The sequence below is a fragment of the Halococcoides cellulosivorans genome (assembly GCF_003058365.1).
GTDB lineage: Archaea > Halobacteriota > Halobacteria > Halobacteriales > Haloarculaceae > Halococcoides > Halococcoides cellulosivorans.
The window spans coordinates 2220744-2242228 of record NZ_CP028858.1 but is presented as its reverse complement, the minus strand read 5'-3'; the positions used below and the strand labels follow the sequence as shown (position 1 = coordinate 2242228).

Genomic DNA, 21485 nt, shown 5'->3' with positions numbered 1-21485 from the left:
CGCTGGGTGTCGGGATTGCGATCCGGACGCTCCGGAAAACCGACGTCTGGTCGGTCTTTGCCTCTCTGGCGTACAAAAACCTGTCGTCAGCGGCCGACGGGTTCCCGAATACTTTTGTATTCTGAGGGGTAATCTCGTGGAACGTGACCGTGTGACTGGCCGGTTCTACTGGTCTCGGCCGTCGCTCTCACGGGGGATTAACGCAATGAGTGGTGTTTCAGACACGGACGATTCGAGCGAACCGTCGGGCATAGTCGCGTCGATCGTGCCGGACCCGATCCGTCGAAGTTTCGCTCTCAAGTTCGTTCTCGTGCTGTTCGTCATGGGGCTGATCGTCGTCGCGGTCGGGCTGGGAGCGACCCAGCTACTGGCCGGGCAGGTCGAACAGACCGTCGAGGACGAGCACCGACAGATCGCGATGCAGCAGGCCTCGACCGTCGAGACCTGGATCGAGCGAAACGCGGTGTCGGTCCGGCTCTCTTCGCAAAACGAGGTCTGGGGTGTTCCCGCGGAACGGGATGCCGCACTCAGATCGGCCCGGACGGACACCTGGACGGTGATGTTCGGCGTCGACCAGCTTCACCTCGTCGAGCGCACCGAGTCGGGTGAGTTCCGGACGATCGAGAGCGCGACCATCGAGAAGGGCGCGACGCTCTCCTCGGCCGACCGGGGCTGGGTCACCGAGGCTGCCCCGGCGGACATGCCCGAGAGCAAAGTGGCGATGTCGGAGGTCTACCGGACTGGCGATCGGAACGTGATCGGGTTCGTCAGTCCCGTCCGATTCACCTCGGACCGGTATCTCGTCGCGGAGTTCAGCGTCGAAGGGCTCCGCAATACGCTGGCCGAAGTGAGCCAGGACGCCGAGTCGTCCCAGCAGTTCACCCAGATCGTCGGTGGGTCGGGCGTCGTCCAGGCCGCATCGACCGACTCCGAGGTCGGGACCGCCTACACGGGCGGTGATGGGTCGGCGCCGATCGACTGTGTGTTCGAGACGCCCGGCGTCGGTGAGACGTGCTTCTCACCACGCACGGGTCCGAACGACGTCTACGGCGGCGAGTACACCGTCGCGACCTCCCGTGTGCAGGTCGAGGACCTCACGGAAGGCTGGGTCGTCGCGGTCCACACGCCCACCGACGAGGCGTTCTCGTTCGTGAGCACGCTCCGGACGCTCGGATTCCTCGCGACGATCGTCGGGTTCGTCCTCTTCGGCATCGTCGGGGCCGGCCTCGGACTGTCGGTCACCCGCTCGATCGATCGGCTTCGCGGGAAAGCCGTCGAGATGGAGCAGGGCAACCTCGACGTCGACATCGAGACCGACCGCATCGACGCGATCGGACAGCTGTACGGCAGTCTCGACAGCATGCGCAAGGCCTTGTCGATCCAGATCGACGAGGCCCAGCAGGCCCGCAAAGAGGCCGAGGTCTCCCGGGCCGAGGCCATGGAGATGAATCAGTACCTCGAACGCAAGGCCGAGGAGTACTCCAAGACCATGGAGCGGTGTGCGGCGGGCGATCTCACCCAGCGGATGGACCCCGACGGCGAGAACGAGTCGATGGACCGGATCGCCGCGTCGTTCAACGAGATGATCGCGGAACTCGAAAAGACCACGGGGCAACTCGCGACCTTTGCCGACGAGGTCGAGACCAGCGGCGAGGTCGTCTTCGAGTCCGCCGCGAACGTCCGGGAAGCCTCCGAACAGGCCGCCGACTCGGTCCAGCAGATCTCCGCGGACACTGACGACCAGATCGAACGCCTCGAAGCCGTTCGTGACGACCTCGACGCCGCGATCGATGCGTTCGAGGGCATCGAGAGCCCCGACGTCGAGTTCGACGACTCGATCGAGAACCTCCAGACGATCGCTGACGCGATCGACGAGATCCTCGCGCTCGCAGAAGACACCATGGCAGAGGCCGAGACCGTCTCTGGCGCCGCCGAGGAACAGGCCGCCGAACTCTCGGAAGTCTCTCAGCGTGCCGAGGACCTCACGCGGTACGCTCGGCCGCTGGACGACGTGCTCAGTCGCTTCGAGACCGACTCCGAACACGAGTTCTACTTCCCGACCGGGCCCGGGGCCTCGGACGACGAGTAAGAACTGGTCGATCGACCATCGGACGAGTAATCGGGGTGACGTTCGTGACGCTCCCGCTCGTTTGAGGGTGGTTCTCGACCGATCCGACGCTATTAGTTGACGATTGGTCGGGTTTTGTGGGCCAAAACCGGGGATATTTGGGACAAAATCCGGTCCATTTAAGTACGAAGATTGAGAACCGGAAAGTAATGCCACAATACGACAAGCGTGACGACGTGCTCGACACGACCAACCGTGGCGACCCCGCCGAGTCGGGACTGTGTACGCTGTGTACCTCCGACTGCGTGGGGTCGTGTGAGACCTGGATGTCGTCGTTGCGCGGCCGTGAGATGCTGTATCCGCGCCGGTACGGCGATATCACGGCGGGCGCACGCAACGCGACCACCGACGGCGTGAGCTACGAGTCGATGCGCATCCAGGGGTACGCCCACGGCGCGGAGGGCCTGCCGGAGGGCGTCTCCGCATCGGCCGACGACGCGCTGTACACGAACGTCGACCTCGAAACCGAATTCGGGGCCGAGACGACCACGAAGTGCAAGCTCCCGCTGATGACGGGTGCGCTCGGGTCGACGTTTATCGCGGAAAAATACTGGGAATCGTTCGCGGTGGGCGCGGCGCTGCGCGGATTCCCGATCGTGATCGGCGAAAACGTCGTCGCTGTCGATCGAGAGTCGACGATGGAAGACGGCCGCGTCGTCGATTCGCCGGAACTCGACCGCCGGATCGAGACGTACAACGAGTACGCCGACGACGAGTACGGTGCGATCATCGTCCAGATGAACGTCGAGGACCAGCGCAACGGCGTCGCGGAGTACGTCGCCGAGGAGCACGGTAACGACGTCATCATCGAACTCAAGTGGGGCCAGGGTGCCAAAGACATCGGCGGCGAGATCCAGGTCGACTCCATCGAGTACGCCCAGTTCCTCAAGGATCGGGGCTACGTCGTCGACCCCGACCCGACGAAAGAGGCAGTCCAGAAGGCCTATCGCGAGGGCAATCTGGAGCATTTCGCCCGACACAGCCGCCTGGGCGCGACCGAGGCTCCCGAACCCGAAGACGTCGAGCGGTCGTTCCTGGAGACCGTCGAATACCTCCGCGAACTCGGCTTCGAGCGCATCACGCTCAAGACGGGGGCGTACTCGAACGAAGACCTCGCCTTGGCGATGCGGTGTGCCTCGAAGGCCGAACTCGACCTCCTGACGATCGACGGCGCGGGCGGTGGCACCGGCATGAGCCCCTGGAACATGATGCAAGAGTGGGGCACACCGTCGGTCCACATCCACTCGAAAGCGCTCGAATACGCCGAACTGATGGACGACGAGGGCCAGTTCGTGCCCGATCTGGCGTTCGCGGGTGGGATCGCCACCGAGGATCAGATCTTCAAGACGCTCGCGCTTGGCTCCCCGTACGTCAAGCTCGTCTGCATGGGCCGGGCGCTGATGATCCCCGGGTTCGTCGGGACGAACGTCGAGGGTGCGCTCCACCCCGACCGCCGCGAGCAGATCAACGGCACCTGGGAGGACCTGCCCCCGACGGTCACCGAGTACGGCGAGACGCCCGAACAGATCTTCTCGGGCTGGCAGGACGTCGACGAGGCGCTGGGCGAGCAGTCGGTCGAGGACATCCCCTACGGCGCGGTCGCGCTCTGGAACCTGACCGACAAACTCGGTGCCGGGCTGAAACAGCTCATGGCCGGCGCACGCAAGTTCAGCATCGACGCCATCGAGCGCTCGGATCTGATGGCCGAAAACGAGGAGACCGCGCGGGTGACCGACCTGCCGTTGCTGACCGAAGCGTACGACGAGGAAGCGAAGGCGTTGCTGAAGTCGGCGAGTGAGCCGGTCACGGCCGACGACTGAGCGGTCACCGAACGCCGATCACGCAGAGCCATTCCGGGTGATCGACTGTCTCAGACTCGGAGAATCCGACAGCGTCGAGCAGATCTGCCGTCGCCGTGGTCGTCTCGTAGTCTTCGAGGTGGTACTGAAGTTTGACTTTTTCGCCGACGATCAGGAGCCGCCCACCCTGACGCAAGACGCGATAGATTTCGGCGAGATCAGTGTCGAGAGCTGGCCAGTGATAGTGCGTCTGGAACGCCGTGACCATGTCGAACCTCTCGTCTGGAAACGGCATCGTCGAGACTGTGCCCTGTGTGAGGCGCACCGTCGCGTCGTCGGCCTGGGTCATCCGTCGCGCTTTCGTGAGCGCCGTCCGGGACAGGTCGAGCCCGTGGAGGTGGCCATCGGTCACCGATTGAGACAACCGATCGAGCGCTCCACCACCGCCACAGCCAACGTCGAGGACGGTGTCGTCGGCCCCCAGGTCCACCTGCTCCAGGCCCCACGCGGTGAGTCGCCGGTGAGCGAGCCCCATCGTACAGAGCAGCACCCGACCCAGGAGTCCGTCTGGTCGTCTCGATTGTTCGACCAACCGACTGATCATGGCGGCCTCTTCGTGCGGGCTGATGTAAAGATAGCCGGGCTGGCGCTGACGCGGACCGCGGCGAAAACGTGCTGACGACAAGATCGACCACGTCACCCGCCGCAGCGTCACCCGCTGCGCTCGGAAATCCCCAGTTCACCCGAGAGCTCCTGGGTCCCGGTCGGTGCGAGATCCACGCCCTCGGCCAGCAGCCGCTCTTTCGCCCGCGTCGCGAAGGCGGTCCGCACGTCGCCGATGTTGCGATCCTTCGGATCGCCGACCCAGAACAGCACCGTCAGTTCGATCGCACTCGGGCCCAGATCGGTGACGTTCGCCACGGGTGCGGGCTCAGCGAGCACTCGCTCGTCGGCCGCGGCTTCCTCGACGAGCAACGCTCTGACACTCGCGATGTCGTCGCCGTACCCGACGACCAGCCGTTGGCTGATCCGATACCGGTCCTGGGCGTACGGATGGCGGACGGCGGCGGTCGCGAGTTCGGTGTTCGGGACGACGATGACCTCGCCCGACGGCGTGCGCATCCGCGTGACCCGCAGCGAGATCCGATCGATCGTGCCGGCACACTCCTCGTCCCACTCGACGTAGTCCCCGACGTTGAAATCCGGGTCGGTGACCAGAAAGATCCCGCTGACGAAGTTGCCGATGACGTCCTGGCCGGCGATACCGAACGCGAGCGTCGCGGCCGCGAGGATCACACTCGAGCCGACCGCGACGCCGCCGAAGCCGGCCGCCGTGACGGCGATCGGCACCGCGAGGATGGCGATCGCCACCCGGAGATAGAGTCCGATCGCGCCGACCAGCGTCTCGTTGTCGGGGTTCCGGCTGGCGACCGCCCGGACCACGGGCGGGACGAGGACGATTCGGCCGAGCAAGTACGTGCCCACGAACGTCCCCAGGAAGATCCCGGCCGTGCGCAACCACTCGCTGTACTGGTCGAGGAGTGGCTCGAACTGGGTGACGAGGTCGGGACCGACGGCCATGGCTGCGGTTCCGACGGAGTGGGTATATAGCTGGTCCCGGTGGGATATATAACACTCGAACAACAGAACCGAAACGGCCGATCAGTTCGCGGAGATGACGTCGTCGATCCGGACGATCATCGTCGAGGCCTCGGTCGCCGAATCGATGGCCTCGTGTTTCACCGCGGCGGGGTCGAGGATGCCGTAGTCGGCGGGGTCGTCGATGACGCCCGTCTGGCCCTCGGAGATGATCCCGACGGTGTCGCCCTCCTCGTTGGCGGCGCGCAGTTCGACGAGCGCGTCGATCGAGTCCATCCCGGTGTTCTCTGCGAGCGTCCGGGGGATCACGTCGATGGCGTCGGCGAACGCCTCGACGGCGAGCTGTTTCCGGCCGTCGATGCTCGCGGCCTCGGCGCGCAGATAGTCACTGACGGTGATCTCGGTCGCGCCAGCGCCGGGCACGACGTTTCCGCTCTGGATCGCGGCGAGCGCGACGTCGACGGCGTCCGAGAGCGCGCGGACGAGTTCGTCGACGACGTGTTCGGTCCCACCACGGGCGTACAGCGTGACGGATTCCGATCCCGACCCGCCTTCGAAGAAGACGACTTCGTCGCCTTTCGGGCCCTCGACGTGGACGCTGTCGGCGGTCCCGAGGTCGTCGCTTTCGAGTTCCGAGACGCTACTGACGCGGGACGCCCCGGTCGAGCGGTGGATCGACGCCATGTCCTGGTCTTTGACGTTCTGGAGCGCGAGAATGCCCGCTCGTGCGAGCCCGACCTGGACGCGATCGGCGACCTTCCGGCCTGCGACGAGCACGTCGACGCCCGCCTCGTCGATCGCCTCGACGTAGCTGTCGAGTTCGTCCTGTTCGGATTCGAGGGCGGCGTCGAACTGGTCGACGCTCGTGACGTCGTAGGAGGCGTCGATCTCGCTTTCGGCCAGATTGATCTCGTCGTCGACGATCGCGATCGTCGCGTCGTCGATCGACGTGGGCATGTTCTCGTGGGCGGGGTCCTCCTCGATCAGGACGCCCTCGATGAGTTCGGTGTTCGAGGACGCGCCCCCGACTTTCCCCTCGATGTCGATGTCGTCACGGCCTCCGCCGTACTGGTCGACGTGGCGGACGGCCTCGACGGCGGTCTCGGCGAGCGGCCCGGCCTCGATGTCGCCGGTGCCCTTGCCGGTCATCGAGGATTTCGTGACCTGGATCAACTGCTCGTCGCTCAGATCGCCGGAAATGACGACGTCGTCGACGGCCTCGTGAGCCAGATCGGCGGCGTCGTAATACCCCTCGACGATCGAGGTCGGGTGAACCTCGTCGTCGAGCAGGTCTTCGGCTTTCGAGAGCAGTTCGCCCGCGAGCACAGACGCCGTCGTGGTGCCGTCGCCCACGTCGTCTTCCTGGGTGTGGGCGACCTCGACGATCATCTGTGCGGCGGGGTGTTCGATATCCATCTCTTCGAGAATCGTCGCCCCGTCGTTGGTGATGACGACCTCACCGTCGTCGGAGACGAGCATCTTGTCCATTCCGCGCGGACCGAGTGTGGTCCGGACGGTCTCGCTGACCGCCTTGCCCGCAGAGATGTTCGACGACTGCGCGTCTTTCCCGTGGGTCCGCTCACTGTCCTCGTTGAGAACGAAAAGGGGTTGACCCCCCATGCGGCGCTGACCAGATGACATGATTGGAATTCCTCACTCAATGGTCGTTAGCGGTTCTATATAAAAGTGTTCATCGACGGCGCTCACCGCGCCGTCTGGCGACCGCGCGTGGCCCCCGGAGCGTCCCCTGGTTGGTCCGCCGCACGGGGTTTATATTGATACTCTGGGCCGGTCAGTTAAGGCTCCGGCGCCCCCCGACTCGGGTGATGCTCGAACTGGAACACGAGTTCCGGGTGGTCGACGTCCACACGCGATTCGAGCCGGACCCCGAGCGCCGACCGCGCGACGCGCCGGATCCGGACGGCCTCGAACGCGAGATGCACCAGGCCGGCATCGTCCGCTCGCTCGTGTTCCCGGCGGCCCGCCAGGACGGCTATCTCGCGGCGAACAACGCGGTCGCCCGCCTCTGTGTCGATCGCTCGCTCGTTCCGATCGCCCGTCTGGACGGCGCTCGCCGGCCGGGTGACGGACCACTCGACCGTGCCGTCAACGCCGGGCGACGAGTCACCGGCGGGGGAACGCCTCCCGAAGACGTCGAACAGTACGCCTACGACGACCGCTTCGAGGGGTTCAAACTCGACCCCGGGGTCGACGGCTTGCCCGCGCCGGCGGTCCTCGACCGCCTGGAATCGGTCGGCCTCCCGGTGATCGTCCACGGCGGGCGACGATTCCCGCCCGACCGGATCGCTGCGACACTGCTCGACCGGTCGATGCCGGTGATCGTCGCGCACTTCGGTGGCTACCCACTCGACGACGCACTGACCCACGAGGCGATCGACCTGCTCGGCAGCTACGACGACTGTTATCTCGACACGAGTTTCGTGCGCTTCCGTGACCCACTCGAACGCGCGATCATGGAACACCCGGGCCAGATCCTGTTCGGCAGCGGCGCGCCCATGGCCCACCCCAACGTCGCGATCATGGAGATTCTCACCCTGGACGTGCCCGAAGACGCGATGCGACGGGTGTTCTCGACGAATCCCGGCCGGGTGTTCGAGTCGCTGGCGCCCTGAGGGTGGGCACGGCCGGCGCGTTTTGACCACGCCGCGGGCCACAACGGCCAAACGCGCGGGGTGTGAACGCGGGGTATGGAGCGGATCCCGTTCGGTATCCGCAGACTCGATCGCCTCATGGGGGGTGGCCCACCGGTGGGGAGCGTCGTCCTCTGCTCGGGCGAGGCCGGAGCGGGAGCGCGGTCGTTCGTCCAGACGACGGCGATCATGAACGCGCTCGCGCTGTCCGACCCCGAGAGTTACGACCTCTATTACGGTGATCTCTCCGCGGAGGCGCGCCTCCCCGACGCGGTGCACTACCTCTCGGTCACGTCGAGTTCCGACCAGGTTCGCTGGGAGATCGATCGCATGGTCGACGCCTCGATCAGTGCGGCGTTCGACGAGATGACCGTCCACGACCTCGCGTCGCGGTATTTCGAGCCCAGTCCGATCCCGCGGGACTGGTACGGCGAGGCCGCCGACTCGATCACCGACCTCTCCAGTGGCGACCGTGAGGGTCTGCTCGCCCGCGTCGGGCACCTCTTCAGCGACCACGCCCCCGGGAGTCTGGTCGTCGTCGACTCGCTGACCGACCTCGTCGGCGCTCCGGGCGAGACCGCCGACTGGCGGGACGTCGTGGTCATGATGCGCGCGCTCACGCGGGCGGCGCTGACCTGGAGAGCGGTCGTCCTCGTCCACGTCGACGAACAGGCGCTCGAACCGATCCAGCACGGCCGACTGGTCGACGCCGCGACCGGCGTGCTCCAGTTCGACTGGGAGAGCGCGGGCAACGAACGCCAGCGGACGATGGTCGTCCGGTCGTTCCGGGGCGTGCTCGCCCAGATCGAGGCCGAGGACATCGTCCAGTTCGAAACCGAGATCACCGACTCGGGCTTTTCGGTCAGCGACGTCCGGAAGATCCGCTGACTGGCGACGGGACCGCCGACGACGCCACACTCGCTATCGGTCGTGGTATTTGGTACCGAACCCTTTTGGGCGCGACCGGTGAACCGATCGGGCATGGCCGACGACGCCGGACGGACGCTCACCCTGTCGGTGCCCGAATCGGTCGCTGACTGGCTCGACGGGCACGGCGACGACGCCGAGACGGCCGCCGCGGAGCTGTTGATCGCTCAGCAGTCCGTCGCGACCGATCCGGAGGCGTCGATCGAACCCGCCGTCGCGTCCGTCCTCGCCAATCGGATGGATTCGATCACCGACGCGGTGATCGAACACCTCGAATCGACCGACTGGGCCGCCGACGACCTCGAAGACCGCGTCGGGGCGCTCGAATCCGGTCAGGGCCCCGATCCGGCTCACCTCCGCGACCGGATCGGCACGCTCGAAGACCGGGTCGACGACACCGAGCGGACGGTCGAGACCAGACTCGACGACCTGTCCGAGAAGGTCGATCGCCTCGCCTGGATCGTCGTCGAGGAGCGCGAGCGCGTGGGGAGCGATCCCGTCCTCGATCGTATTCGCAGCGCCGCTCACACCGCAGACGTCGATCGCGCCGCCTGCGAGGGCTGTGGACGCGCGATCGATCTGGGACTGCTCGGAGCGAGTACGTGTCCGCACTGTGAGGCCGCGTTCTCCGATCTCGACCCGCCCACTGGCTGGTTCGGCTCCGCGACGCTTCGTCTGGAGGAGGGCACGCCCGATGAGTGACGACGCGGCGGACGATCACGACCCCGAGGACGCGCCCGATTCGGACGTGGCTCCGGATTCCGAGGACGCACCGGACGGGGAGGGGCCGGACAGAACGGGCAGATCCGATGGAATCGACGAGCCCGGCCCCGACACCGTCCAGGAGAGCTGGGCCCCCGCAGACCTCTCCGAGACGGAGTTGGCGGACATCGGCGTGGCCGACCCGTTCGACCGCCTGCCCGAGACCCCAGTCGACGTCACCGATGACCTGCTGACCGACGCGCCCACGCCAGATGGCGACATCTGGTCGTCGATCGGGCCCCATGAGGAGCAGGTCGTCGAGACCGACGACGAGCGCGACGTCCGCGAGGTCCCCATCGAATCGTACTGTCGGGACTGCCCGCACGTTGCCGACCCGCCCGCGTTCACGTGTACCTACGAGGGAAGCGAGATCCTCGCCGTCCCGTCGATGGGCGTCGTCCGCCTCGCGGACTGTCCGATCGTCGCAGAGCGCGACCGTCTCGAAGCCGAGTGGTGATCGGGGACTCTTTGCCGGTCCGGGCCCGAACGGCGGTATGCAGTTCTGTGAGGACTGTGGCTCGCTGATGCACGCGGACGGCGACGCGATGGTCTGTGCGGAGTGTGGCGCTCGTGAGGTCAAAGACCAGGACCGTGCGGCCGAGTTCGTGAGCACGGACGCCCAATCGGACGACGACCTGATCGAGACCGAGGAGGGGGCTGCCTTCGAGGGTAAGCCAACGAGCGACGACGTGACCTGTGAGGACTGTGGGCACGGAGTCGCCTATTATACGATCAAACAGACGGGGTCGGCCGACGAACCACCGACGCGATTTTTCAAGTGCACAGCGTGTGGGCATCGCTGGCGAGAGTACAACTGAACCGGCCGAGTCTGGCCCCCCGGGGGAGTGGGGGTGGGGTGTTCGGTCACGGTCACGCCAGTCGGACGGATACCGCCGGGAAATACGTCTCGTGGAACCCACGATCGAACGTCGTCGTTCCCACACCGGCTACTCTATCACTTGTCAGAATCTGTTTCGTCGCTGTGTTCGACTTCCTGGTCGCCCCGCAATCGGCGCATTCGGTCGGACATCGTTCCCTCGACAACTCCGCGATAGATCTCGAACGGGTCCTCACCGTCGGGCGTTCGTGGGGACACCGGTCGGATAACGTATCCGTCTGGCGTCGACTCGAACGCCACTTCGTCGCCTGCTGTGGTCCCCAGTTCCTCATGGACCGGCGTCGGGATGGTCACCGTGCCGGTGGTCGTGACGCGAGCCATCATCCCACACTACGCTCCATTTCGATTTCAGTCGTTTGGTAGTACGTCTGGTATATCTATCGTCGACCGACCCTCTCGTAACGAACGGCCTGGCCCGCAACGCTACACCATCTCGAACAGCGCGAGCACGTCCTGCTGGTCGACGAGGCCGTCGCCGGTGAAGTCGTAGGCCGACACGTGATCCTGGACGGCGGGGTCGTCGGTGTGCTGGAACAGGGTGTTCACGTCGGGGAAGTTCAGCGTCCCGTCCCCCGAGAGGTCTTCGTACAACGCGTCGCCGTTGGGATCGGTCGGAACGGTCCCGTCGATCGCCGCTGGCCCCGCCGGTCCGACCGTGACCCGAACGTCGAGTGTCGCGGTCGCGCCGCACGCGTTCGTGTGTGTCGCGGTGAACGTCCCCGTCTCGGTCGGTGAGACCGTGAGTTCGCGGGTGTCTGAGGAGACACCGGGCCCGTCCCAGGCCCACGAGCCACCCTCCGTGGGGTGGGGCCCGATCTCGACGGTCTGGCCCGCATCGATCGAGACCGACGCGGTCTCTCGCCACTCGCCGCCGTCGACGCGGACGTAGGGGGTGAGCGTCGACGGGGAACACACCTCGACGGTGAACTCCTGCGTCGAGGACTCGCCCGAGGAATCCGTATAGGTCGCGGTGTAGGTGCTCGTCTCGGTCGGTGAGACCTCGATCGCGCGGGTGTCTGCGGCGACCCCGGGGCCTTCCCAGGACCACGACCCGCCCTCGGTGGGGTGCGGCCCGAATTCGACGGTCTGGCCCGCGTCGATCGAGACCGTCGCGGTCTCTTGCCACTCGCCACCGTCGACCCGGAGGTACGGATCGATCGCCGGCGGGACACCGCCACCACCGGGCACGCCCGAGCAGTCGTAGGTGTTCCCCGTGACGACCGTCGAGTCGGCGTAGGTCTCGACGGCGCCGTCGCCGTTCGAACAGAAGCCGTTGCCCTCGATGCGGTTCGATTCGGTGTCCGGCCCGGTCTCGCGGACGCCGTAGCCGGCGTTGTTGTTGATGTCACAGCCGGTGATCGTCACGTTGCGCGTGTGGGGATGCCGGTCGTCGTTCCGGGAGTCGATACGCACGCCCGAACTCCCGGTCTCGGTGATCTCCCCGCTTCGGATCGTCACGTCCCGGGAGTCCTGGATCAGGTTCCCGCTGTTGCCCTCCAGGTACACCTCGTCGATCGTGATCCCGCCGCTGTTCGAGACGGTGAAGATGCCACGCCCGCAGTCGACGGCCTCGACGCGCTCGACGTGAATGTTCGGCCCGGCGTCGTTCGCACACCGGAAGCCCGCGTACCCGCCGCCCTCGTTGGCACGGGTCGCGTCGACCAGGCCGACCTCTGCGTCGTCGGTATTGTTCAAGAGGAGTCCACACCCGCCCGAATCCCAGGTGCGAACGGTGTCGGCGGTAAATCCAGTCACGCCGTAGGTCTCGACGGAGTGGTGGCCTGCGCCGCTGATCTCGACGGTGCCGATCCGGACGTCCGTGGTCCGCTCGGGCGTCGCGTCGTTGTACGCATCGTCGATCCGGATCCCGATGCCCGAACTGATCTCCATCGTGATCCCGTCGACGACGACGTCGTCGGCCCGTCGGATCCGCATCCCCATCGAGACGTCGCCTTCGAGGGTCAGATTCCGGATCGTGATCGACTCGACCTGGTCGGCGTAAAACGGGATGATGCCCGACGCGTAGTAACTGCCCTGCAGGTTCAGATCGGTATAGCTCGGTACGAAAATCTGTTCCGAGATGTCGCCCGAGGCCTCCACGAGCACCTCTTCTCGACTCGATCGCCCGTCGGGCAGCGCGTCGATGCCCGCGCGGATCGCCTCGGCGAGATCGCCGCCCGTATGGACGGTCGACCCGCCGCTCGTCGTCTCGTAGCTCCCACCCGACCCGGTGACCGTCGCCACGGGCGCGGCCGAGGCCGTCCCGGCGACTCCGACGAGACCGCCCGCGGCGGCCGCGATCGTCCCGAGTGCCTCGCGTCGTGTTCGTCCTGTCGGTGCGCCGTCGGTCTGGTGGGTCCCCTCGTGAACCATCGTTAACACACAACTGTTCCAGACTCATATTTCTTGACCTATACGACGTGTCGTTGGATAAACGGTATAAGATGTGAATGAAAATCGTTCGGGGGTCGGACTCGACATCTTCGTGTGCTCTCGACAGTCGTGACGCTCGCCGCTCGTGTTGGTCCCTGTTCACCGCGGCGCGGGCGGGTCGCCGTCGTAGGCATCGAGGTCTGCGAAGAAGTTCCGCAGGCCGAACTGGAGTTTCTCGGGGGCGACGTCGACGAGTTGTTCGCGCTCGTCGGGCGGGAACGATCGCCGGACGGCGTACTCGCCCATCTCGATTTCGGCGCGCTGGGTGTAGCGTTCGTCCAGCAGGATGCGCGCGCCGAAGTCCTCGGGCGAGCGGATCACCCGCCCGAGCGCCTGGCGGGTCTTCCGGACGGTCGGAATCTCGACGGCGTACTCCCAGCCGACGTCTGCGGAATCGTCCCCTGTCTCGGCAAAGGCCTCGCCGTAGGCGGCCTGGACGGCCTCGCGGCGGTCGTCAAGCCGGGGGTAGGGGACGCCGACGACGACCACCGTCCGCGCATCGTCGCCGTCGTAGGAGACGCCCTCGGTGAGCGTCCCCCACAGCGAGGTGAACAGCGTCGCGTCGTCGCTCGCGACGAACTCCTCGCGGATCGCCTTGCCGTCGGTTCCCGCCCGGTCCAGGACGGTCTGGCCCGCCGGGTCGAGGCGGTCGTGATACCGTTCGGCCTCGCTGTAGCTCGGAAACACCGCGAGGACGTTGCCCGGCGTCATCCGAATCGTGTCCCCGAGCGCGGTCGTGACCGATTCGACGACCGATCTATCGTCGCGCCGACTGGCGAACAGGGCGGGCGTCGCGACCGCGTAGCTCCGGCGTCGTTCGGCGGGAAACCGCTGGTCGTACGCCAGCCGTTCGGGATCCTCCAGCCCGACGACAGACTCGAAGACGTCGAACGGGCGCAGCGTCGCGCTCATACAGACGGTGGCGTGGACCGAGTCGAACAGCGGTCGAGTCACCGATCCGGGCATCGTGTGGAACAACTCCGCGCGGGCGTCGAGGTCGGTGCCCTCTCGGCGCACGCCGACGACCGGGTGGGCTCCGGCGGGCGCGTCGAACCACGCCGAGAGAAAGTCCGCGACGGTCGCGGTCGGGCAGTCTCTGAGCACGTCGTGCTCGCCGTCGCGATACGCCTGTTCGTAGCGCTCTTCGAGGGCCTCGCCCAACTCTCGGGCGGCCTCCAGATCGGCGGGATAGCCCTGGCCCGAGTACGCCTGGAGCGTTGCGACCGTGAGTGCGTCTTTGCCGTCTGGATTCGCGACGCTGTGCTCGGTCCACTCCGATCCCGGATCGCTGGCCTGCTCGCGAGCGACCCGATCGAGGGCCTCGCCCACCGTCGCGATCAGGTTCGCCGCCGGGTCGGCCCGTGGGTCCTCGCTGTCCGCCAGCTCGTCGAGCGCGCGCTCGATCGTCTCGCTGGCCAGCCGTCGCCGGGCGTGCTCGCGGGCCGCGCTCGGCACGTTGTGGGCCTCGTCGAGGACGACGATCACGTCCTCGGGGTCGCGATCCAGCCACCGAAAGACGTGCTCGCGGATCATCGGGTCGAGGACGTGATTGTAGTTACAGCAGACCAGATCCAGCCCGCTCAGTCCCTCCTTGAGGAGTTCGTACCCACAGAACCCCGCGCTCTCGGCCCGGGCGAACACCTCGTCGGGCGTCCGGACGCCCCCCGCGAGCCACGCGTCGAACTCGATCGTGTCGCTCGTCAGGTTGTCGTAATAGTACTCACAGATCTCGCGATCCTCGCGCAGATCGCTGATCTCCTCGGCGACCGACTCGCGTTCGTCCTGAACGGCCGCCCGGGCCTCGGCGGCGTCGCTGTCACCGTCCCGACTCGCCGCCAGGAGTGCGTCGGCCCGCTCGCGGAGTTCGTCGCGATCTTCCTCCAGGTCGGCGAGATCGCGGGTCGCCTCCTTGAGGACGCGACAGGTCTCGTAGTCGACCTCGCGGTGACACATCGAGCCTTTCCCGCGGAACACCGACGCGCTGATCGGTTCGTGGTCGGCGATCGTACGGGCTTCGCGGACGAACTGCCGGAGTTGCTGGTGGACGGTCGTCGCGATCAGGACGGTCCGATCGGTCCGGTGGGCCTCGGCGAGCGCGGGCGCGAGCGCGGCGAGTGTCTTGCCCGTTCCGCAGGGGCCCTCGAACAGGACATCGCGCCCGTCGGCGAGCGCGTCGTCGATCGCGTCGATCGCGTCGGCCTGGTGGCCGTAGGGCTCGTCGTACGGAAAGTAGTCCATCGGGGCCGGACCGTCGCTCACACGTGGCCGTTCGCGTCCGGACGGGAAACTGTTCCGGGGCGAGCGACTGCTCGAACCGAGTGGGTGGACCGCCGCTCGGCCACCGCTGCCGACGACGCCGGACTTTTGCCCGCCGATGCGGTAGCGCTGGCCATGACGACCGCCGCCGAGAAACGCACCCAGGCCGTGGCCGACCTCGCTGACCGCGACGGCGTGCTCGTCGCGTTCTCGGGCGGCGTCGATTCGAGCGTCGTCGCCGCGATGGCCCACGAGGCGCTGGGCGACCGCGCGGTGGCCTGCACCGCGCGCAGCGAGACGCTCCCCGAGGCGGAACTCGCGGACGCCCGGTCGGTGGCCGACGAGATCGGGATTCGCCACGTCGAGACCACCTTTTCGGAACTCGATGACCCGGACTTTCGCGCGAACGACGAGCAACGCTGCTATCACTGCCGATCGATGCGACTCGATGCGATGAGCCAGGTCGCCGAGCGCGAAGGGCTCGCGACTGTCTGTGACGGGACGACCGCCGACGACGGCGAGGGCGGCCACCGCCCCGGCCTCCAGGCCGTCGCCGAGCGCGACGCCTACTCGCCACTACGCGCTCACGACATCACGAAGGCGGAGGCCCGCGAGATCGCCCGCGCGTACGACCTCTCGGTCGCCGACAAGCCGTCGATGGCGTGTCTCTCTTCGCGGATCCCCACGGGCGAACGGATCACCGACGAGCGACTCTCGCGGGTCGAACGCGCCGAAGACCTCCTGCGGACCTGGGGGTTCGAACAGTTCCGCGTGCGCGATCACGGTGATCTCGCGCGCATCGAGGTCGGCACCGAGGAACTCGACGCGGCGCTCGACCCCGAATTCGCGGCGGCGGCCCGCGAGCACGTCGGTGCGCTCGGGTTCGACCACGTCACGCTGGATCTCGCTGGCTATCGGACGGGCAGTGTGAGTCCGGAGGAGTGACGCGGCGATATCCGAGAAAAATCCCTTTTCAGCGCCGTTCCCACCAGAACCGGTAGCCCCGCAGCAGGATCTCGTAGGCGACGCCGATGCCGATACCGAGCGCGAGCGCGCGCAGCGGCGGGAGCGTCACCGACTGGAACGTGTCCAGGAAGACGGGGTCGGGACTGGACAGATACCCCGCGAGCAAGGCGAGCGCCCACACCGAGAAGCGCGCCCGGCGGAGGACCCAGTCGAACTGGTCGGCACGGGGCTTTCTGCTTCCACCGCGATAGCCCGCCCCGGCACGGTACTGCCGGATCGTGTAGGCGATGTACTCGAAGATCGCCACGATCACGAGCGCGACGATCAGCGGCGTGACGGGTTCGAGGTCGTAGTTCGCCAGGTAGTTCTTGACGAAGGTTGGTACCGCCGCGTAGTAGCCTGTCGGCAGCGGGGCGGGGCTGGCGACGTAGCCCGCGATCGCGCCCGCGAGCCACGCCAGCGGCCGCCGACGGGTCAGCGCCTCGGGCGTCGGCCAGATCGTCCCCTTGCCCGACCAGCGGAGCAAGAGGAGCGTCCCCTCGAACAGGCCGACCATCGTCCCCGCGACGAGGAACGGGCCCATCCCGGTCGGATCCGCGCCGAAGATGAAGGAGACCGCGAGGAAGGCGCCCCAGAAGTACATCCGCTTGTTCGCGAGCCAGCGCCGCGAGGTGACGTTCATCATCACGGCGAGGACGATCAGGAGTGGGATCTGGAAGGCGAGCGCGAACAGACCGAGCATCATCACGATCAGATCGAACGTCCGCCCGAGGCTGAACCAGATCTCCGCCGCGCCCTGGGTGTAGAAGTGGAAGTACGTAAAGAGGATCGGCAGGATCAACACGTGCGCAAAGAGGAGGCCGGCGACCGCGAGCGCGAGGCTGGTCGGCACCGAGGCGAGATAGTAGCGCCGCTCGCGGGGGTACAGTCCCGGTCGCATGAACCGGTAGATCTGATAGACCGCCGCCGGGAGCGCGACGACGAAGCCGCCGAGCGTCGCGACCTTCAGCCGCGCGAACATCAGAGAGAGCGGGTGATAGACCCGCGGACAGGCCAGTTCCTGAGCCGTCGAGGGACACTCTGCGGCGGTCCCCGGCAGGTAGGAAAACCAGAGGAAGTTGATGACGTACTCGCCAAAGGGGAAGGCGACGGCCGCGACAGCGCCGGTGATGAGGACGACGATGCCCAGCCGGCGCACCATCTCTTCGATGTGTGCGCCCAGCGGCATCTCCTGGTCGTCCGGCGCGCCGGTCTCGGCAGGCGGATCGGTATCGCCCCGTCCGCCGCGTGTCGTCTGCGTGCTGCCCGTGGGGGTGTCGGGCGTGGTGGTGTCGCCCTCGGTGGAGTCGCGAGTGGGCGACTCGTCGGGCGCCTCGTAATCGGGGCCGAGTCGACCGGTCACCAGATCGCCGTCGGGGCCGTGCCCGCCGGCGAACGGTGCCGCGGCGGCGACTCGTGGCGAGGGTCCGACCCAGGCGACCGCCGCACCGGGCCGCGCGTGCTCACCAGAGCGTAGGCCACGCGCCGCGGGTGATCGTTGCGGTGGGGCCGCAAGATCGCTCGGCGGCTGTGGCTCGCCGGTCGGTCCCGCCGCCGGGTCCCGCCGCGGGCGGGGATCGGGTCGGTACGGCCGGTCGGGCCCCTCTCGCCGTCGGGCACCGGCCCCTGGCCGGTCGGGCGGAGAAAACGCCCCGCCGACCGACGCGCTGTCCCCGACCGCGCCCCGCGTCCGTCGATCGAGCGGGCGGCGCGGCTCGTGGTCCTCCACGGCTCGCCAGTCACGTCGAATGCCGCCGGGGCCGTCGTCGAACCCGCCGGTCCGCGCTCCGCCCATACTGGCATGCGCTTTGGTGCGCCCTGTTGTAAGCTTTCTTTTCGCCTGCCGGTGCGGAGTCTGGCGATGAATAGGTTGATAACGCCGAGGACGTAACTCAGCGGACGAATGGCCGACCTCGGGATCGACGAGGACACGAAACGCACGGTCGCGGCCGGGCGGGAGACGCTGGGGGACTTCCTCTCGACGGCCCAGCGGAAGCTGCAGGTCATCTTCATCGTGTTCGTCGTCGGGCTGATGGGTTCGATCTGGATCCTGCGGGCGTTCGTCTGGGAACAGCTTCGAGCCGATCTGTTCGGGCGGATGCCGCCGCCGATCCTTCGCCAGACGAGCGTCGTCGCTCAGACGCCGTTCGACGTCATCTTGCTCCAGGCCAAGATCGGCATCGTCGTTGGGCTCGTCATGATCGTTCCGGTGATCGTCTACTATTCGAGTGACTCGCTGCGGAGCCGGGGGATCTGGCCGGACGACGTGCCGATCCTGAAAGTCGCCGGCTTCACACTCGCCGTCGGTGGCCTGTTCACCGGCGGTGTCGCGTACGCCTACGTCTTCTTCTTCCCGCTGATGTTCGACTTCCTGGCGACGAACGCGATCAACGCCGGGTTCACGCCGGCGTACTCGATCGTCAAGTGGGTGCACTTCATCGTCTTGCTGGCGCTATCCTTTGGGCTCGCTGCCCAACTCCCGCTGGTGATGGCATCGCTCTCGCTCGCGGAGATCGTCCCGTACGAGACGTTCCGCGACAAGTGGAAGATCGCCGTGCTGGTGCTGTACGGCGGTGGGGCGATGTTCACGCCGCCGGACCCGATCACGCAGCTGATGTGGGCGACCCCGCTCGTCGGGCTGTACGCGCTCAGCCTCCGCATGACGAAGACCCTCGTGATCGCCAAACGGAGCGGCGAAGCACTGGACGTCCGCGTGATCGCACGCCAGCACTGGAACGTCCTCGCGGGGAGCGCACTCGTCGGCGGGGTCGTCACCTACGCCGCGGTCGTCTCGGGCGGGCTGACCCACCTCAACACCGTGGTCGCGTCGTTGCCCGACGCCTACCGCCCGCGGCCGACGCCGAACTACGACGTCCTCGCCCGGACCTCCGAGGGTCTGCTCTCTGGGGCTGCGCCGGGGTTCGACGCGGCCGCCCAGGCGAGTCGCACGGTGAATCCGGTCTACTTCACCGACCCGTTCCCCGATCTGCCCGCGGCGCTGGGCGTCTCGCGACCGACCGTCGCGGTCGTCCTCGCCGTCGTGGTCGGACTGCTCGTCGCGCTCGTCGTCCTCTACCGGACGGTCTCGAAGGTGTTCGCCAGCGACGAACTCGCGATGGCCGCGGTGCGCGATCCCGAAGACGTCGACGTCGGCGCGCTCTCGACCCAGCAGGTCCGTGACGCTCCGCTCGACGTGTTCCGTGTGCTCGACGAGGACGAGGCGACCGCCTACGCCGGGATGGCGCTGCAAGACGACAACCCCGAGAAAGCCGAAGCGATCCTCGCCCGGTTCGACGCCGCTCAGTCTGTCGACGAGGCCGTCGAGGGTGAGGCTGCCGACGGTGAGGCCCCCGACGGTGCCGAGGGCGAGGCCGCTGGTGAGGACGCCGAGACCGACGAGGAGGGCAACGTCCTCACGAACACCGCGACGGGGATGTTCGGCGCGTTCGTCGACGACGAACCCGACGAGGACGATATCGGTGGCTACTACCGCGACGTTACGTTCATCATCGACTCGCTCACCTCGAAGGCGTTCCGTATCGTCGGCGTGTTCATGGTGGTCAGCGCCGCGATCTTCATGTGGCTCTACCAGGGCGGGATGGGGACGATCAAAGAGTACTTCGTCGGCCTCGCACTCGTCGAGGAGAGCGCTGTCAACATCGTCACGCTCCACCCCGTCGAACACCTGGTCTTCGAGATCAAGGTCGGCGTGCTCGTCGGGTTGATCTTCACGGTGCCGATGATCCTCTATTACGCCTGGCCGGCGCTCAAAGAGCGCGGTTACGCCCGCGGCGATCGCCGGACCTGGCTCGTCTGGGGCGGGTCGATGATCCTGGGCGTGACCGTCGGCGGGATCGTCGGGTTCGCACTCGTCGCGCCGACGATCATCTCCTGGCTGGTTCAGGACTCCGTCCGCGCGAACATGATCATCGCCTACCAGATCAAGAACTTCGGGTGGCTGGTGGTCTACACCACGGTCGGCGTGGGCCTGCTCGGGATGGTGCCCGTCTCGATGGTCCTGTTCCACTACGGTGGGATCCTCACCTATGCCGCACTCCGCCGGCACTGGCGGGTCGCCGTGCTCGGGTCGTTCGTGGTGACGATGGCGGTCACCTCACAGGGCGTCGCGAAGATGCTCGTCCTTGGCCTGCCCATCGCGGCGACGTACGTGATCGGCCTGGGCGTCGTGTGGCTGTTCACGTTCGGCGGCCGGTGGGGGCCCGAGGAGAATCTCAAAGTCATCCGCGATCGCGTGTAGCGATCGGCCCGTTCTGGCCCGCTCCCGGCCGATCCCCGCTTCCGTATCCTTTTGGGTGCTCGGACCCTCACGTCCGGTATGAGCGAGTTCGACGAGGAGGCCGAACGCGAGCGCCTCCGCGAACAGTACGAACAGGATCAGGCCGATCGGGAGTCGACCCAGCGGATGAGTGACCTCCTGCTCAAGGGGGCGACGATGACCAACGCCCACTGTGGGACGTGTGGCGATCCGATCTTCCGCCAGAACGACGAGGAGTTCTGCCCGACCTGCCAGGAGGCCGTCGCGGTCGAGGAGTCGGACGCGGAGGCCGACGACGTCGACCACCTGATTCCCCAGCGTGAGGCCGATGCCGACGGAGCTGCCGACGCCCAGTCCGCCGATCCGTCCCAGAGCGACCGATCGCCGTCCGACGCGTCCGCCGCCGCGGCCGAGCCGTCGACTGGCGACCGTGCCGCGGCCGACCAGTCGGCGGCCGATCGCTCCCCGACCGTCGACCGCTCCGGGGAGGCCGGGCGCGACCCGCTGGTCCCCGAGCAGGGGGCCGATCGATCGACCGCGCAGAACGCCCAGACCACGGTGGCCGACCGCTCCGGCGATGCGATCGTCGACAGTCGCGCGGCGGTCGAGACCACGCTCGAACGGTTCGCGACCGCGGCGGCCGAGACGTCCGATCCGCGCCGTGCACAGGACCACCTCGCGGCCGCTCGCGAGGCCGCCGAGACGCTCGCGGCGCTCGATCGGCTGTAGGCCCGACCACTTTACTGTCCGA

General features: G+C 67.1%; 17 protein-coding genes. 10 read left to right on the top strand and 7 right to left on the bottom strand.

Features of this window, described 5'->3' with window-relative positions:
* Positions 1 to 205: 205 nt before the first annotated feature.
* Together HARCEL1_RS11105 and HARCEL1_RS11100 are read left to right on the top strand one after the other, a co-directional pair.
* Positions 206 to 2089 carry a HAMP domain-containing protein gene (locus HARCEL1_RS11105; protein ID WP_108383534.1) on the top strand — a complete coding sequence of 628 codons (1884 nt, stop codon included), beginning with the start codon at positions 206 to 208 and terminating at the stop codon, positions 2087 to 2089.
* A 188-nt stretch (positions 2090 to 2277) separates the two neighbouring features.
* Complete coding sequence (locus tag HARCEL1_RS11100; protein ID WP_108383532.1) at positions 2278 to 3948, top strand: glutamate synthase-related protein; 1671 nt, start codon at positions 2278 to 2280, stop codon at positions 3946 to 3948.
* A 4-nt stretch (positions 3949 to 3952) separates the two neighbouring features.
* Here the strand turns inward: HARCEL1_RS11100 and HARCEL1_RS11095 are convergent, their stop codons facing one another.
* The 3 genes from HARCEL1_RS11095 to thsA all read right to left on the bottom strand — a co-directional run bounded on the left by HARCEL1_RS11095 (position 3953) and on the right by thsA (position 7146).
* A complete protein-coding gene (locus HARCEL1_RS11095) occupies positions 3953 to 4531 on the bottom strand; it encodes a class I SAM-dependent methyltransferase (RefSeq protein WP_108383530.1) in 579 nt (192 codons plus the stop codon).
* Between the two features lie 107 nt (positions 4532 to 4638).
* A complete protein-coding gene (locus HARCEL1_RS11090; protein ID WP_108383527.1) occupies positions 4639 to 5508 on the bottom strand; it encodes a mechanosensitive ion channel family protein in 870 nt (289 codons plus the stop codon).
* An 81-nt stretch (positions 5509 to 5589) separates the two neighbouring features.
* Positions 5590 to 7146 (bottom strand): thermosome subunit alpha, encoded by a 1557-nt coding sequence (thsA, locus tag HARCEL1_RS11085; protein WP_108383524.1) that lies wholly within the window; start codon positions 7144 to 7146, stop codon positions 5590 to 5592.
* Positions 7147 to 7352: 206 nt separating this feature from the next.
* On the opposite strand from thsA, the gene HARCEL1_RS11080 reads away from it, so the two are divergent.
* The 5 genes from HARCEL1_RS11080 to HARCEL1_RS11060 all read left to right on the top strand — a co-directional run bounded on the left by HARCEL1_RS11080 (position 7353) and on the right by HARCEL1_RS11060 (position 10684).
* Entirely contained in the window at positions 7353 to 8159 is an 807-nt protein-coding gene (locus tag HARCEL1_RS11080) for an amidohydrolase family protein (RefSeq protein WP_108383522.1), read from the top strand.
* A gap of 75 nt (positions 8160 to 8234) precedes the next feature.
* Positions 8235 to 9065, top strand: coding sequence for an RAD55 family ATPase (locus tag HARCEL1_RS11075; protein ID WP_108383520.1), 831 nt, complete (start codon positions 8235 to 8237; stop codon positions 9063 to 9065).
* Positions 9066 to 9158: 93 nt separating this feature from the next.
* Entirely contained in the window at positions 9159 to 9806 is a 648-nt protein-coding gene (locus HARCEL1_RS11070; protein WP_108383518.1) for a hypothetical protein, read from the top strand.
* Entirely contained in the window at positions 9799 to 10323 is a 525-nt protein-coding gene (locus HARCEL1_RS11065) for a hypothetical protein (RefSeq protein WP_108383515.1), read from the top strand. Before HARCEL1_RS11070 ends, HARCEL1_RS11065 begins: the two co-directional genes overlap by 8 nt.
* A 37-nt stretch (positions 10324 to 10360) precedes the next feature.
* Positions 10361 to 10684: a transcription factor S gene (locus tag HARCEL1_RS11060; protein WP_108383513.1), complete on the top strand. Its 324-nt coding sequence runs from the start codon at positions 10361 to 10363 to the stop codon at positions 10682 to 10684.
* A 137-nt stretch (positions 10685 to 10821) separates the two neighbouring features.
* Here the strand turns inward: HARCEL1_RS11060 and HARCEL1_RS11055 are convergent, their stop codons facing one another.
* From HARCEL1_RS11055 to HARCEL1_RS11045, 3 genes are all read right to left on the bottom strand, one after another.
* Complete coding sequence (locus HARCEL1_RS11055) at positions 10822 to 11085, bottom strand: AbrB/MazE/SpoVT family DNA-binding domain-containing protein (RefSeq protein ID WP_108384262.1); 264 nt, start codon at positions 11083 to 11085, stop codon at positions 10822 to 10824.
* Between the two features lie 102 nt (positions 11086 to 11187).
* Positions 11188 to 13137 (bottom strand): right-handed parallel beta-helix repeat-containing protein, encoded by a 1950-nt coding sequence (locus tag HARCEL1_RS11050; RefSeq protein WP_108383511.1) that lies wholly within the window; start codon positions 13135 to 13137, stop codon positions 11188 to 11190.
* A 159-nt stretch (positions 13138 to 13296) separates the two neighbouring features.
* On the bottom strand, positions 13297 to 15456 hold the full coding sequence (locus HARCEL1_RS11045) for an ATP-dependent DNA helicase (protein ID WP_325047895.1): 2160 nt from the start codon (positions 15454 to 15456) through the stop codon (positions 13297 to 13299).
* Between the two features lie 132 nt (positions 15457 to 15588).
* On the opposite strand from HARCEL1_RS11045, the gene larE reads away from it, so the two are divergent.
* Entirely contained in the window at positions 15589 to 16398 is an 810-nt protein-coding gene (gene larE / locus HARCEL1_RS11040; RefSeq protein ID WP_108383509.1) for an ATP-dependent sacrificial sulfur transferase LarE, read from the top strand.
* Between the two features lie 28 nt (positions 16399 to 16426).
* Here larE and HARCEL1_RS11035 read toward each other — a convergent pair whose 3' ends face one another.
* On the bottom strand, positions 16427 to 18253 hold the full coding sequence (locus HARCEL1_RS11035) for a twin-arginine translocase subunit TatC (RefSeq protein ID WP_108383507.1): 1827 nt from the start codon (positions 18251 to 18253) through the stop codon (positions 16427 to 16429).
* Positions 18254 to 18361: 108 nt separating this feature from the next.
* On the opposite strand from HARCEL1_RS11035, the gene HARCEL1_RS11030 reads away from it, so the two are divergent.
* Complete coding sequence (locus HARCEL1_RS11030; RefSeq protein WP_108383505.1) at positions 18362 to 20716, top strand: twin-arginine translocase subunit TatC; 2355 nt, start codon at positions 18362 to 18364, stop codon at positions 20714 to 20716.
* A 78-nt stretch (positions 20717 to 20794) separates the two neighbouring features.
* Positions 20795 to 21463: an Sjogren's syndrome/scleroderma autoantigen 1 family protein gene (locus tag HARCEL1_RS11025; RefSeq protein WP_108383503.1), complete on the top strand. Its 669-nt coding sequence runs from the start codon at positions 20795 to 20797 to the stop codon at positions 21461 to 21463.
* The last annotated feature ends 22 nt before the right edge of the window (positions 21464 to 21485 follow it).

What these genes read in the sequence shown, in the direction of transcription:
- HARCEL1_RS11105 (WP_108383534.1), top strand. Translation starts at nt 206, where the DNA reads ATGAGTGGTGTTTCAGACACGGACGATTCGAGCGAACCGTCGGGCATA.
- HARCEL1_RS11100 (WP_108383532.1), top strand. Translation starts at nt 2,278, where the DNA reads ATGCCACAATACGACAAGCGTGACGACGTGCTCGACACGACCAACCGT.
- HARCEL1_RS11095 (WP_108383530.1), bottom strand. Translation starts at nt 4,531, where the DNA reads ATGATCAGTCGGTTGGTCGAACAATCGAGACGACCAGACGGACTCCTG.
- HARCEL1_RS11090 (WP_108383527.1), bottom strand. Translation starts at nt 5,508, where the DNA reads ATGGCCGTCGGTCCCGACCTCGTCACCCAGTTCGAGCCACTCCTCGAC.
- thsA (WP_108383524.1), bottom strand. Translation starts at nt 7,146, where the DNA reads ATGGGGGGTCAACCCCTTTTCGTTCTCAACGAGGACAGTGAGCGGACC.
- HARCEL1_RS11080 (WP_108383522.1), top strand. Translation starts at nt 7,353, where the DNA reads ATGCTCGAACTGGAACACGAGTTCCGGGTGGTCGACGTCCACACGCGA.
- HARCEL1_RS11075 (WP_108383520.1), top strand. Translation starts at nt 8,235, where the DNA reads ATGGAGCGGATCCCGTTCGGTATCCGCAGACTCGATCGCCTCATGGGG.
- HARCEL1_RS11070 (WP_108383518.1), top strand. Translation starts at nt 9,159, where the DNA reads ATGGCCGACGACGCCGGACGGACGCTCACCCTGTCGGTGCCCGAATCG.
- HARCEL1_RS11065 (WP_108383515.1), top strand. Translation starts at nt 9,799, where the DNA reads ATGAGTGACGACGCGGCGGACGATCACGACCCCGAGGACGCGCCCGAT.
- HARCEL1_RS11060 (WP_108383513.1), top strand. Translation starts at nt 10,361, where the DNA reads ATGCAGTTCTGTGAGGACTGTGGCTCGCTGATGCACGCGGACGGCGAC.
- HARCEL1_RS11055 (WP_108384262.1), bottom strand. Translation starts at nt 11,085, where the DNA reads ATGGCTCGCGTCACGACCACCGGCACGGTGACCATCCCGACGCCGGTC.
- HARCEL1_RS11050 (WP_108383511.1), bottom strand. Translation starts at nt 13,137, where the DNA reads ATGGTTCACGAGGGGACCCACCAGACCGACGGCGCACCGACAGGACGA.
- larE (WP_108383509.1), top strand. Translation starts at nt 15,589, where the DNA reads ATGACGACCGCCGCCGAGAAACGCACCCAGGCCGTGGCCGACCTCGCT.
- HARCEL1_RS11035 (WP_108383507.1), bottom strand. Translation starts at nt 18,253, where the DNA reads ATGGGCGGAGCGCGGACCGGCGGGTTCGACGACGGCCCCGGCGGCATT.
- HARCEL1_RS11030 (WP_108383505.1), top strand. Translation starts at nt 18,362, where the DNA reads ATGGCCGACCTCGGGATCGACGAGGACACGAAACGCACGGTCGCGGCC.
- HARCEL1_RS11025 (WP_108383503.1), top strand. Translation starts at nt 20,795, where the DNA reads ATGAGCGAGTTCGACGAGGAGGCCGAACGCGAGCGCCTCCGCGAACAG.